This window comes from Arthrobacter sp. SDR-2R, from assembly GCF_057747955.1.
Window position 1 is genome coordinate 493177 of the sequence record NZ_CM173231.1, and the last position, 13535, is coordinate 506711.

Annotated in this window: 10 protein-coding genes; 8 read left to right on the plus strand and 2 right to left on the minus strand. The window is 65.5% G+C overall.

Annotated elements, in window-relative coordinates:
* The first annotated feature begins 46 nt into the window (after nt 1-46).
* The 7 genes from AC3ANU_RS02310 to AC3ANU_RS02340 all read left to right on the plus strand — a co-directional run bounded on the left by AC3ANU_RS02310 (nt 47) and on the right by AC3ANU_RS02340 (nt 8557).
* Nucleotides 47-820, plus strand: a complete 774-nt coding sequence (locus tag AC3ANU_RS02310; RefSeq protein WP_488315382.1) for a DeoR/GlpR family DNA-binding transcription regulator — start codon at nt 47-49, stop codon at nt 818-820.
* Nucleotides 817-2046: an MFS transporter gene (locus tag AC3ANU_RS02315; protein ID WP_478222636.1), complete on the plus strand. Its 1230-nt coding sequence runs from the start codon at nt 817-819 to the stop codon at nt 2044-2046. Before AC3ANU_RS02310 ends, AC3ANU_RS02315 begins: the two co-directional genes overlap by 4 nt.
* A gap of 21 nt (nt 2047-2067) precedes the next feature.
* Nucleotides 2068-3564, plus strand: a complete 1497-nt coding sequence (locus tag AC3ANU_RS02320; protein WP_223993159.1) for a bifunctional phosphatase PAP2/diacylglycerol kinase family protein — start codon at nt 2068-2070, stop codon at nt 3562-3564.
* Between the two features lie 149 nt (nt 3565-3713).
* Entirely contained in the window at nt 3714-4637 is a 924-nt protein-coding gene (locus tag AC3ANU_RS02325; RefSeq protein ID WP_488315383.1) for an ABC transporter ATP-binding protein, read from the plus strand.
* Nucleotides 4637-5530, plus strand: a complete 894-nt coding sequence (locus AC3ANU_RS02330; RefSeq protein ID WP_018769851.1) for an ABC transporter — start codon at nt 4637-4639, stop codon at nt 5528-5530. Before AC3ANU_RS02325 ends, AC3ANU_RS02330 begins: the two co-directional genes overlap by 1 nt.
* A gap of 275 nt (nt 5531-5805) precedes the next feature.
* Complete coding sequence (locus tag AC3ANU_RS02335) at nt 5806-7212, plus strand: amino acid permease (RefSeq protein WP_488315384.1); 1407 nt, start codon at nt 5806-5808, stop codon at nt 7210-7212.
* 22 nt (nt 7213-7234) lie between these two features.
* Complete coding sequence (locus AC3ANU_RS02340; RefSeq protein WP_488315385.1) at nt 7235-8557, plus strand: M18 family aminopeptidase; 1323 nt, start codon at nt 7235-7237, stop codon at nt 8555-8557.
* On the opposite strand, the gene AC3ANU_RS02345 is transcribed toward AC3ANU_RS02340, so the two are convergent.
* Entirely contained in the window at nt 8554-9213 is a 660-nt protein-coding gene (locus AC3ANU_RS02345; RefSeq protein ID WP_018769848.1) for a PglD-related sugar-binding protein, read from the minus strand. The two genes, AC3ANU_RS02340 and AC3ANU_RS02345, sit on opposite strands and share 4 nt — an antisense overlap.
* 187 nt (nt 9214-9400) lie before the next feature.
* Nucleotides 9401-12124: a LuxR C-terminal-related transcriptional regulator gene (locus tag AC3ANU_RS02350; protein ID WP_488315386.1), complete on the minus strand. Its 2724-nt coding sequence runs from the start codon at nt 12122-12124 to the stop codon at nt 9401-9403.
* Nucleotides 12125-12718: 594 nt separating this feature from the next.
* Here AC3ANU_RS02350 and AC3ANU_RS02355 point away from each other — a divergent pair.
* The gene (locus AC3ANU_RS02355) at nt 12719-13534 is read left to right on the plus strand and encodes a glycosyltransferase family 2 protein (protein WP_018769846.1); all 816 of its coding nucleotides are present in this window, start codon (nt 12719-12721) and stop codon (nt 13532-13534) included.
* Nucleotide 13535 lies beyond the last annotated feature (1 nt).

A 13535-nucleotide genomic window follows, 5' to 3' on the forward strand; every position in this document is an offset into this window, starting at 1 on the left:
CCGGCCACCACATGAGCAAATGATCATGAGTTGATATCATTTGCTCATGAAAACGGACGAGCGGCACAGGACCATTGCCGAAATCCTCCGGCGGCAGCCGGAGGTGAGCGTCGAGGACCTGATGCAGGCCTGCGCCGCCTCCGGCGCAACCATCCGCCGGGACCTTGAAGTACTGGCCGGCCACGGTGTGCTCCGCAGGGTCCACGGCGGCGCCAGGAGCCTGATAGGCCACGGCCGCAACCCGGGCTACGGACAGCGGGAGCTGGAGGACCGGGATGCCAAGAAGCGCATCGCAGCTGCCGTGGCCGGCCTGCTGGCCGACGGCGAACACGTCTGGCTGGACAGCGGCAGCACGGCAACCGAAGTGGCGCGGGCAGCGGCCGGCCGGCAGGTGACCCTGATGCCCATGTCCCTGCAGGCCCTCAATGCGGCTGCAGGCGGTGACGGTGCCGCAGGCTCCCGCCCCGCCCTGCTGCTGCCGGGTGGAAGCGTGGTGCCCGGTGAACTCTGTTTCCGCGGACCGCTGGCCGAGTCCAACATCAGGTCCCTGCGTTTTGACACCGCGGTGGTCACGCCCTGCGCAGTGGACTTCCGCGACGGCCTGCTGGCCCACGACCTCGACGATGCCGCGGTGAAGAAGGCCGGCCTGGAAGCTGCGGCACGAGTGGTGGTGGCCGCCTCCGCGGGAAAGTGGCAGGCCAGCGCCCGGGTGCTCGTCGTCGGCCTGGAAAAAGTGGATGTCATCGTGACGGACCGGCAATTCAGCGCCCAGGACCATGCCGACCTTAAAAAATACTCTGTGGAAGTAGTGTACGTATGAGCTCCAGTACAGGTAAGGAAGAGCAGGCAGGCTTGAGAGCCGCCGCCGCAGCCACGTTCGTGGTCTTCGGGATCAACGGACTCGTGTTCGCAAGCTGGGCGGCCAGGATCCCTGCCGTTACGCAGACGCTGCACATCACGTCAGGGCAAATGGGCACGCTGCTGCTGTGCACGGCCGTAGGCTCACTGCTGGCACTTCCCACCGCCGGCCTGGTGGTCGGCAGGATTGGCACCGCCAACACGGTCCGCTTTGCGGGCTTGCTGGCGGCGGCCGCAGGTGTGGGAATCGCCCTGTCGCTTTCGGCCACGTCCATTCCCGGAACAGCGGTTTCGCTGTTCTTCTTTGGCATTGGCATTGGCCTTTGGGATGTGGCACAGAACATCGAAGGGGCCGACGTGGAGCACAAGCTCCGTCGCACCATCATGCCCCAGTTCCACGCGGCCTTCAGCGGCGGCGCATTCGTTGGCGCCCTGGTGGGTGCAGGGCTTTCCACCCTGGGTGTGGACCTGCCGCTGCATCTCATGGCGATTGCAGCCGTGGTGGTGCTCGTGGCATTGACCGTGCCACGCTACTTCCTTCCCCACATCTCCACCGCCCCCGTGGAGGGGGAGCCGAAACCCGCCAAGGGACCGTCCGCGTGGCGGGACAGCAGGACACTGCTCATCGGCGTCGTGGTCCTGGGCGCCACCCTCACCGAGGGAGCGGGCAACGACTGGATCGCCAAGGCCTCAGTGGACGGGCTCGCGGCCTCCGAATCCACCGGCGCCCTCATGTTCGCCCTCTTCGTCCTGGCCATGACCGCCATGCGGTTCCTGGGCGGCCGAGTCATTGACGCATACGGACGGGTGGCAGTCCTGCGGGCCAGCATGGCCGCAGCGGCCGCGGGCCTGGGCCTTTTTGTGCTGGCGCCCAATATCTGGCTGGCCGGCATCGGTGCAGCCCTGTGGGGCGTCGGCGCCGCCCTGGCTTTCCCCATGGGCATGTCCGCTGCGTCCGATGACCCACGGCACTCAGCCGCACGCGTTTCCGTTGTATCCACTTTGGGGTATATATCATTCCTTGCTGGACCACCGCTGCTGGGCTACCTCGGTGACCTCACCGGTATCCACACCGCGCTGCTGGCCATCATGGCACCCATCCTGGTGGCGCTGCTTCTTGCCGGTGCCGCGAGGCCCCTTAACGCGGTCGAGGAAGCCGCCGGGCAGGAAGCCGCCAAGCGGGACTAGACCTTGGGTTAGGGTGATCACATGCAAAGCGCCAGGCCGCGGGGGAGAAGCTGGATCAGCCGCCTCGATAGATACCTTCTCAAGCATGTATCCAACCTGCCCGGCGGCAACCACGACGTGTTCTTCCGCCGGCTTTCCGCCTCGGCCAACCACGGAAAGCTCTGGATGGGAGCGGCGGCCGTCCTGGCGTTGTTTCCCGGCAAGACGCGGAGGGCAGCACTGCATGGGCTGATCGCCCAAGGGGTGGCCTCCGCCGTGACCAACGTGGTGTTCAAGACGCTGCTCCCCCGGACCCGCCCGCTCCCCGAACATCTTCCGGTATTCCGCTTCGTGCATCCACAGCCCACCAGTTCCTCCATGCCGTCGGGGCATTCGGCGTCTGCGATAGCGTTCGCAGTCGGGGCAGGCCTGGTCCGCCCGGCCGTAGGTGCTGCCCTGGCTCCCGCAGCCGTGGGAGTCGCCTATTCGCGGGTTCACACCGGCGCCCACTGGCCGTCGGACGTCCTCTTCGGTTCGGCCCTTGGTGCCGGTGCTGCGCTGGTGACCCGCCATTGGTGGCCGGTTCGTCCGCCGATTCCGCAGACGACCAGGGCATGGACCAGTGCGCCTGAGTTGCCGGGCGGCGAGGGTCTGAGCATTGTGGTCAACACCTTGGGCGGATCCTTCAAGGAGGAGACGGCGTCAGCACTCAAGGAAGTATTTCCCAAAGCGCATATAAACACCGTGCAGCCGGACGAGGACCTGGTGCAACGGATCGCCGCCACCGCCGACTTCCCTGGCACCCGCGCCCTGGGCGTGTGGGGCGGTGACGGAACGGTCGGCGCAGCGGCCGCCGCCGCCGTCGCACGTTCGATTCCCCTGCTGGTCCTGCCCGGCGGCACCCTGAACCACTTTGCGCGCGACGCGGGGACGGGAAGCCTGAAGGATGCAGTGGATGCGGCCAGCAAAGGTGAAGCGGCCCTGGCGGACATCGGGGTGGTGACGGCGGAACGGGGCCTGGCGGGAAGCCCGGAGGTCTCCGAAATGGTCATGCTGAACACCTCCAGCGTCGGCCTTTATCCGAACTTTGTCCGCCGCCGGGAACACCTGCAACCGGCGCTCGGGAAGCCGCTGGCAGGGGTGGTGGCCATGTTCAGGACCTTTGCGGCGGGCACCCCAACCACCCTGTCCGTGGACGGCGTTGTGCGCAAGGTGTGGATTGCCTATCTGGGCAGGGGGCGTTATTACCCCCGGGACCATGCGCCCTTGTTCCGGCCGGTGATGGATGACGGCGTGCTGGACGTCCGGATGATCACGGCTGACGAATCCTTTGCCCGGCTGCGGCTGCTGTGGTCCGTGCTGACGGGAACAGTGGCAAGCTCCCGCATCACCCACCTGCGGGAGGCCACCGAGGTAAGGATCGACGCCGGAGGCGCACCCATGGCGCTGGCGGTGGATGGCGAAGCGCTGGCCGGCGTGCGCAGAGTCGCGTACCGGATCCAGCCGAAGGCACTGACGTATTACTCCCCGCGCCGCTGACCACGTGGACGTGGGGGAAGTAACTACCCTGATTCTCCCCTGAATCAACCCTGATTCCGGGAAAAAGCTGCCCGGGCATCGGTAGCGTAAGGCATGAACACCCACCGAAAGTCGTCTGCAGCCGCGCGCTGCCGTGCAAAGGATTCTTCATGATCGAGGCAAACGGGCTGACCAAGGTCTACGGCGCCAAAACCGCCGTGGCCGGCGTCAGCTTTACCGTCAGGGCAGGGCAAGTGACCGGCTTCCTGGGCCCCAACGGGGCAGGAAAATCCACCACCATGCGGATGATCATGGGACTGGACCGGCCGACGTCGGGCTCGGTCACCGTGAACGGCCTGCCGTACGTCCGGCACAAGGCACCCCTGCGCGAAGTGGGTGCCCTTCTCGATGCCAAGGCGGTCCACACCAGCCGCAGTGCCTACAACCACCTGCTGGCCATGGCGGCCACGCACGGCATCCCCAAATCCCGGGTGCACGAGGTGATTGAAATGACGGGGCTGGAGGCCGTGGCACGCAAGAAGGCCGGCGGCTTCTCCCTGGGGATGGGCCAGCGGCTGGGCATAGCGGCAGCCTTGCTGGGGGACCCGCAGACCCTCATCCTGGATGAACCCGTCAACGGCCTGGACCCGGAAGGTGTGGTCTGGGTGCGGAACCTGGTCCGCTACCTCGCAGGGCAGGGACGCACGGTTTTCCTTTCCAGCCACCTGATGAGCGAGATGGCCCAGACCGCCGACCACCTGATCGTCATTGGGCGCGGCCGCGTGATTGCCGACGCACCCATCCGTGACATCATCACCGGCAAGGGGCAGGCACGGGTCCGGGTGCGTACCGACGAACCCGACCGTCTCTACCAGCTGCTCGCCGGACGGGGCGCGTCCATCGACGTCCCGGAGCGGGAACTGCTCGAAGTAACGGGCCTGGAGCCCAGGACCATCGCGGCGGCCGCCCTGGAAAACCACGTCATGGTCTACGAACTGACGCCGCTCGTCGCCAGCCTCGAGGAGGCGTACATGGAACTGACCAAGGACGACGTCGAATACCACTCCCTGCCCGCCGCGGAGGTAAGCAAGTAATGAGCGTAACCACCACCGAACCCACGTCTTCGCCTGACCCCGCATCCTCCGCCGGGGGCCGCAGCCCCCGTGCCGGTGGACGGGCCCTGCCCGGCCCCACGTTCTTCCGGGTGCTCAACTCGGAAGTCATCAAGTTCCGCAGCCTCCTTTCCACGCTGATCCTGCTCGCTTCCACGGCGGTGGTCATGGTCGGGTTCGGCGCGCTGTCCGCGTGGGGGACGGGCCAGTTCGCCGACGCGGCCACAAGGGATCCGCAGGCCGCGGCGCGGATGGCATCGCAGGGCGGCGATCTTGCCGTCAGCGTGCCCACCTCCGGCATCGCCTTCGCCCAGCTGATCCTGGGGTCCCTTGGTGTGCTCCTGATGAGTTCGGAATTCACCACCGGGATGGCCCGGTCCACCTTCGCGGCCGTGCCCAGGCGGCTTCCCGCATTCGCTGCAAAGCTCGTGGTGGTCATGGTGACGTCATTCGTGGTTACCGCCGTCTCCACCTGGGTGGCAGGACTGGTGGCCGTGCCCATCCTGGACAACTATGGCCTCGCGCTGGACCTTGGCAGTTCCCAGTCGGTGAAGCTCCTTCTGGTCAACAGCATTTATGTGGCCGCTGTCGCCGCCATCGGCATGGCCCTGGGCACTCTCATCAGGAATTCCGCCGGCGGCATCATGAGCCTGGTGGGCATCTTCTTCGTGGCACCCATCGCCTTCCAGCTCATTCCCGGGGACTTCTTCAAGGAGGCCCGCAAGTACCTGCCAGGCAATACCGTTGATCCGCTGACGGCGGCCCAGCATGTTCCGGACACCCTGGAAGCCTGGCAGGCGGCACTCGTCCTTGGCGCCTGGGTCATAATCCCCGTCCTTCTCGCGGCAGTCCTGTTGAAGCGGCGGGACATTTAGCGGCCAACCACTGCTGACGCCCCCGGCGAGAGGGACGGCGCGTGGTTTCCGGCACATTACAAAAGTGCATGGCGGGAAACTTTCTTTGCCCGTGGTGGTTCCTGCTTGGAGGCACGTCCTGTTGGGAGCAACCAGGTCTGTTGGAGTGCACAAAGCAAGGTGCATAATGGCCGACCTAGGGTGAAACGACGATGTGGTGCATCACACGGTCCCCGGGTGGTCCACCAAGGCACGTCGCTCAACCCATGCTATTTTCCCAACAGGACGGCGCTTCCATGCATGCTGACCAGCAACTCTCAAAGTCCCTGAAACCCAGGCACCTGTCCATGATCGCCGTCGCCGGCGTCATTGGTGCAGGCCTCTTTGTCGGCTCGGGCGCCGCCATCCAGCAGGCCGGCCCGGGTATCCTCGTCGCCTATGCTGCCGCGGGCCTGGTGGTCATCCTGGTCATGCGCATGCTGGGGGAGATGGCCGCGGCAAACCCGGAAACGGGCTCATTCTCGACCTATGCGGACAAGGCACTGGGCCGTTGGGCAGGGTTCAGCATCGGCTGGCTCTACGCGTGGTTCTGGATCATCGTCCTGGGCATCGAGGCCACTGCAGGCGCGGCCATCATGCACCGGTGGGTGCCGGGCATTGACCAGTGGGTCTGGGCCCTTGTCCTCATGGTGCTGCTGACGCTCACCAACCTCGGCTCGGTGAAGTCCTACGGCGAGTTCGAGTTCTGGTTCGCGTCCATCAAGGTGGCGGCGATCGTCCTCTTCCTGGTCTTCGGTGCCGCCGCCATCCTGGGGCTCATCCCCGGTGTCCCAGCCCCCGGCCTGAGCAACCTGATCAACAACGGCGGCTTCATGCCCAACGGTCCGGGCGCTGTCCTGGCCGGAATCCTCGTGGTGGTCTTCTCCTTCTTCGGCGCCGAAATCGCCACCATCGCCGCCGGCGAATCAGAAAACCCCGTGGATGCCGTGAAGAAGGCCGTGAAGTCCACCGTATGGCGCATCCTGGTCTTCTACATCGGCTCCATCGCCGTGGTGGTCACCCTGCTTCCGTGGAACTCGGCCTCGGTGGCCAAGAGCCCCTACGTAGCGGTCATCGAACTGTTCGGCATCCCGGGCGCCGGAACCATCATGGACGTGGTGGTGCTGACCTCTGTGCTGTCCTGCCTGAACTCCGGCCTCTACACCGCCAGCCGCATGCTGTTCTCACTCTCCACCCGCGGTGACGCACCGCGGGCATGGACCCGCATCTCCCGCCGCGGCGTACCCGCTGCCGCGGTCCTCGCCTCCACCGTGGTCGGCTTCGTCACGGTGGGCCTGAACTACATTGCCCCGGACACGGTGTTCCTCTTCCTGGTCAACACCTCCGGAGCCATCGCATTGTTCGTCTGGCTGGTCATCTCCGCCTCGCAGCTGGTCCTCCGCAAGCGCATGGGAGCCGCAGCAAAGGACCTGCAGCTGAAGATGTGGCTTTTCCCCTACCTCACGTGGGCAGCGATCATCAGCATCGTGGCCCTGCTGATCGGCATGGTGATCGTGGAGTCCACCCGGGAGTCCCTGCTGCTTTCGATTGCACTGGCAGCCGTTGTGGTGGCGGTGGGCGTGCTGCGCTACCGGCGGAAGGGCGTGGCCGCCGCGGGCCAGCCGGACGTGGCAACCGAGGCTGCGCCGGCACCTGTCGAGTAGGCGCGGCACTAGACTCGGGACCATGCCTTTGCCTCCCTCTGCTGCAGACCACATCCAGGACCTTGGCGCCTATGTCAGCGCATCGCCGTCGAGCTTCCACGCTGCGCATGAGGGGGGCCGGCGCCTGGAGGAAGCCGGGTTCACCCGCCTGGATGAGCTGCAGCCGTGGGAGGCCGGGCCCGGTTGCTTCTTCATCATCCGCGACGGCGCCCTGATCGCCTGGGTGGTCCCCGAAGACGCGGGACCCGCCACGGGTTTCAACATCCTGGGCGCGCACACCGATTCGCCGTCGTTCAAGCTCAAGCCCAAGCCCACCACGGGTGCGCACGGCTGGCTCCAGGCCGGGGTGGAAATCTACGGCGGCCCCCTGCTGAATTCCTGGCTGGACCGGGAGCTGCGGCTGGCGGGCAGGCTGGTGATGCTTGATGGCACCGAGCACCTCACGGCCACCGGGCCGCTGCTCCGCTTCCCGCAGCTGGCCATCCACCTGGACCGGGCCGTGAACGATGGCCTCACCCTGGACAAACAGCGCCACATGAACCCCGTCTGGGGGCTGGGAAGTCCTTCAGACTCCGACCTGCTGGGCGTGCTGGCGGCGTCGGTTGCCGGCGCATCCGTCGATCCGGGGCAGATTGGCGGGTACGACGTCGTCATTGCCGACACGCAGGCGCCTGCGGTTTTCGGGGGCAAGGGGGAGTTCTTCGCATCAGGGCGGCTGGACAACCTTTCCGCCACGCATGCCGGACTGGCAGCGCTGACCGCCCATGCGGAGTCCGCAGCCGCCGGCGGCCCGATTACGGTCCTTGCCGCCTTCGACCACGAGGAAATCGGCTCCAACTCCCGCTCAGGGGCCTGCGGGCCCATCCTCGAGGACGTGCTGGTGCGCATCTCCGACAGCCTGGGCGCGACGGTGAGCCAACGGCGGCAGGCCTTGTCGGCGTCGTTCTGCCTCTCTGCCGATGCCGGCCACGCCGTGCACCCCAACTATCCCGAGCGGCACGACCCCGCCAACCATCCCGTGCTGAACGGCGGGCCGCTGCTGAAGATCAATGCCAACCAGCGCTACGCCACGGACGCGTTCGGCGCCGCATTCTGGGCGCGGCTCTGCGGCGAAGCAGGCGTTCCCTATCAGGAATTCGTGTCCAACAACGTGGTGCCCTGCGGTTCCACCATCGGGCCGCTCACCGCGACCAGGCTGGGCATCCGGACCGTGGACGTGGGCGTGCCCCTGCTGTCCATGCACTCGGCCCGGGAGCTGTGCGGGATTGAGGATCCACACCGCCTGGCCGCGGTGACGGAGCTGTTCTTCCGGACGGCGGCCTTGCCGGCGGGGGCACACCCCTAACGGATCCAGCCGTAGTTGAACCCACCATGGTCAATTTGGTGGGCAGGCACCCCTACCCACGTTTCGCCGTCGGGAACATTGCTGAGAACGGCCGCGCCCATGCCGATGGTCGCGTAGTCTCCCACGGATGTCCTCTCCCGGACGCTCGAATTCAATCCGAGGTAGGCGCCCTTGCCTATCCTGGCGCCGCCGCCCAGTGAGACGCCCGCGGCGAAGGTCGCAAAGTCGGAGACATCGTCGTCGTACGAGAACGTGACTGAGGGCATGGCAACCACGTGGGATCCCAGGCTCACGGCGGCAGTGAGGGTTACGTTGCGCAGCAGGATGCTGCCGCGGCCCACACGGCAGCCTTCCGGGTACTGGACGGAAGGATCCACCGCACTGGCGTACCTCGACTCGCCGATCCCCAGAGTGCCCAGATGCGACACCACCGCTTCGCGTTCCCTGCTGGACGCAATGCACACCAGGAGGAAGGCGTGCATGTAGTTGACTGCATCATCAATGCTGCCAAGGACGGGGGCACCATCGACGGTGACGCCGGCCATCTCCCTGTCATCATCGAGCAGCCCAACCACGTCATACTGGCCGCTGCCGCGGACCATGGCCAGGACTTCACGCGCCAGGCCGCTGGCACCTATCAGGATCAGTTCGCTCACGTGACGGCGCCGGCAGCAGCCTGCCGGGGTGTCGTTACTGGAATCCGGTCCATGCTGTACCTTTCCGGCGCGTGACGTCCTCTGAACGTGGGACAAGGCTATTCGCCAGGGGCACACTTTCCGGCTGGACACCGAAGGCTATGTGGTTCGGAACAGGGACTATGTGGAAACTGCGGGGACCTGTGGATCACAGGACGGGCAGGACGTACGGCTCCGCAGCCGGAGTTGCCTTGCCGGCGGCCAGGGCAGTCAGCTGTGCGCGGGACTCAACGCCGAGCTTGCGGTAGATGGCCGTGAGGCGTACTTCGACGGTGCGGACCGAAACATACAATGTGCCGGCTATTTCCTTGTTGCGCATCCCCCGGGCCACCATCATCGCCAGCGCCCTCTCATGGTCCGTGAGCAAGAGCATTGACGGGTTGCCCTGCGGGCGGGCGGCCTCCCACCGTTCGTCCAGCAGGAGGGCGTCCACGTGCTGCGTCCAGGCATCAGCCCCGGCCTCGTCAAACATCACCTTGGCCCGGAGCAAGGCCTCCCGCGCGTGGCGCAGCCTGCCGAAGCCATGCAAACGTTCCGCATAGCACATCAGGGTCCTGCCCCGCTCAAGCCTGTGACCGTTCCTGTCTTCAAGCGCCTGCTTGAAGAGCTGCAGGGACTGCTCGCCGTCCGCAAGCATGGCGCGGCTCCGGGCAACCACCATGACCAGCCACGGAGAGCGCAACCCCGCCGAACGGCTTTCCAGGCGTTGAAGAGCCTGGGTGGCTTCACGGTGCCGGCCAAGACGGACCAGTACCTCCACCAGGTCGGCCTCACAGCGCAGCAGGGTGGGGTTGCCCAGCCCCAGACCGATTTCCGTGGCCCTGGACAACTGGACAACGGACTCCGCCAGGTCACCCCGCAGGAGTGCGAAGTGGCCATGGCAGGCCGCCAGCTGTGCCGTGAGCCCAGGGTGGTTTCCCGATCGCAGATAGTCCAGGGCATTGGCGGCCTGGTTACGCGCGAGTTCGTCATCGCCCAACGAGTAGGCACGCCAAACCCGGAACAGGTGCCGGGCTCCCCGGTGGTACTCCAGGTCAGGTTGGCAGAGCTCGAGTTCGTCGATCAGCCTGACCGCCGCTGCCACATTCCCGGCGCGGATCTCATTGTCTACTGCCGTGAGGGCTGCTGTTTCCCGCCAGTTGGCGTGGTCCGGTTCTGTGGAGCTGCGGAGCATCGCGAAGGCTTCACGGGCGCTTTCGTACTGTTCCGCATAGGTGAGCGCCCGGCCGCGCAGCAGGAGGCGGGCCGGCCGGGCGCTGCGGACCTGCCCGGGGCGGCGGGAGGGGTTTGCCCTTCCGCCGCTGATCGATTCGACCAGCAGTTCGGCATGGTCGGCGATGGCCAGGCACTGCAAGGACGCGGAGCCGCGGAACGCGCCGCCCTGGCGCAGCAGCTCAACTGCCTCTTTCAGTTCCCACCGCTCGGCATAATAGACGGCGCCGATGGCCAGCAGGGCAGCGGAATACCCCGGATCGTGCTGGCCAAACTCCTTTACCAGCCGCTGCAGCATGCTGCAGCGCACCGCAACGCCCTGGACGAAATCGATCTCGAAGGAGAGGCCGGTCAACCGCAGAATCAGGTTGGGGTCGCGGGTGACCCCTTGCGCCCACTCCAGGTACCGGCGCGCATGCACCAGATCACCGCGGGTGAAGAGCAGCTCGGCCAGCCCGGTGAGGCGTGCCGCCGTTTCCGCTTCGCCCGGGTTGATGGCGAGGGCCCGCTCGATGCACTCCACCGCGAAGGACACCTCGCCCCTCCGGACCAGGTGCACCGCGTTACGGAGAAGGTGGAAGGGAGTTTCGTGCTCCAAGACCACCGCGAAGCTCAAGTGCCAGCTGCGGGCATGCCGATCGGTGCCCCGTGCTGCTTCAGCCAGGGCGCGGTGGGTTGCGGTGCGGACGTCAGGTGGCATGGCCGCGTGCACATGGCCCCGCAGCATCTGGTCCGCTATCCACAGGTGTTGTCCGGATCGCTGCACCAGTCCGGCAGCCACCAATTCATCTGCGTGAAGCCACGCTTCATGGTCGATTTTCCCGATAGTGGTGATGTCACTGCGGAACGAGAGCGCAAGCAGGTCCAGGACCATGCTCGCGCCGGGGGTCAGAGCGGCCACCGCTGATGCGTGTCCAGCGTCAAGGCTGCTCGTGGAGGACAGCGGGATGGGCAGTGCGCACTTGCCGCCGGCGTGCCTCTCCACCAGCCCGCTGTACAGTTCGACGGCGGCAAGCGGGTTGCCGCCGGTGGCTGCGGCAACCGCGTGGGCCACCGCCGTCGTGGTCTGTTTGGTTGGCATGCTTTCCAGCATCCGCACGGTGTCACCCTGGCTCAGCGCACCCAGGCGCAGGGCGGGGAGGCCGGTGAAGGGGCTTCCGGGGACCTCGTCCCGCATGCCCGCAAACAGGACAATTTCCGTGCCGGCCAGTCGCCGTGCCAGGAATCCAATGACTGATTGACTGGCCGGATCCAGGCTGTCGGCGTCGTCAATCGCAATGATGGTCCGCGTTGACGACCGGCGCTGCAGTCCGCTGAGCAGCATGCCGGACACAGCGGGAACGGTCAGGGCACCGGCGTTGCCACCCCGGAGGGCGTCGACGGACCCGTTCAGGACCGGGTCATCCATCTCATTCAGCAGCGCAGTCAGCCCGGAAAAGGGCCAGCCCGATTCAGCGGCGCTGGCGGCCAGGAACACGGACCGGTATTCGCAGAGAGAGGAAATTTCGGACAACAGGGCTGACTTGCCTATGCCCCGGCCGCCGACGATGGCCAAGGCTGTTTCCTTGGGGCCACGGATCGCAGAAAGAATCCGGTCAATTTCTTTGTTTCGGCCCACAAGCGGCATGGGGTCCCCAATCATCGAAGAAGGAGACCGCATTTTGTACTGCCGGTTCAAATGGTGGCCGCGCTCCCCAACGCGTAGGCCGCTACAAGCGAATATAACGCGCCACTAAACATGGCACCATACAAATTTGCGCTGGATTGCATCAAGATTAGATCCACAATTGCTCAAGGTCCCGGCCGCGTGGCTGAAGGCCGGCCCGGCGAACGCTGGGGCCTTGCAGGGCCTGGCGATTGCAGTATTGGCGGCAGTACCGGCGCCACCCCATCGCATGAACCACGAAGGGCGGCATGATAACCCCCGTACTTAAAAACGCGCGGCAGACAATAACCCCTATACCTAATATCACCCTGCACCCGTAATCCCCGTACTTGCCTTATCGCAGTAAATATGACTGCAGAAACTGAGTACTCGCTACTGGTGACACTCGAAAGGGGTGGAAATAGGCTTTCTCCACGGCCAGAGTCAAAGGCTAACGAGAGCTGGGGCCCGAGACCAGACCCATGACCGGATAAAGCGTCAAAGACGCGCTCGGCTTCCAAGCGGGCGGGTTCGTTGTTAACTATCCGCAAACGTCATGAAGTGGTGAGGTATTTGTCCATTTCCATCCAGCTCCCAATTGCTCTTGCGATGCAGGGCACGGAGCCCGGTAAGGCCTCCGTCAGCGTCGTCATTCCAACACTGAACGAAGCCAGGAACATTCCGTGGGTCCTGCGCAGGATGCCGTCCTACGTTGATGAGGTCATCATCGTGGACGGCCGGTCCACCGACAACACTGTGGGAGTAGCCCAGGCGGTCCGCGACAATCTCGTCATCGTCAATGAGCCCCGCAAGGGGAAAGGTGTGGCCCTACGCTCAGGGTTCGCTGCCGCCTCAGGCGACATTATTGTCATGCTTGACGCGGACGGCAGCATGGACCCGCAGGAGATCGGGTGGTTCGTTTCCCCGCTGCAACATGACTACGACTTCGTCAAGGGCTCGCGGCATGTCACCGGTGGGGGCTCCGAGGACCTCACGCGCCTGCGGAAAGCCGGCAACCAGGCGCTGACCAAGTTGGCCAACGCGGTGCTGCACAGCAATTACTCCGATCTCTGCTACGGATATATTGCGTTTCGGCGTGAATGCCTTGAGATCCTGCAACTCGAATCAGATGGATTCGAAATCGAAACTGAACTGATCGTCCGGGCAGCACGGGCCGGCCTCCGGATTGCGGAAGTCCCCAGCATTGAGCTTGACCGGATTTCGGGAGCCTCCAACCTGCAGACCTTCCGTGATGGGTGGCGGGTCCTGCGGAAGCTGGCCCACGAATGCACCATGTGGGAGGCACCCACGGCCGGCGCCCGGCCCGAAGCCCTGCGCCGGGTCAAGTACGCCTACGCCAACGTCAGCGTTCCGCGGACGCCAACCGACCCGCAGAGCATCCTTGCATTGGTTCAGGGGGCTTAGC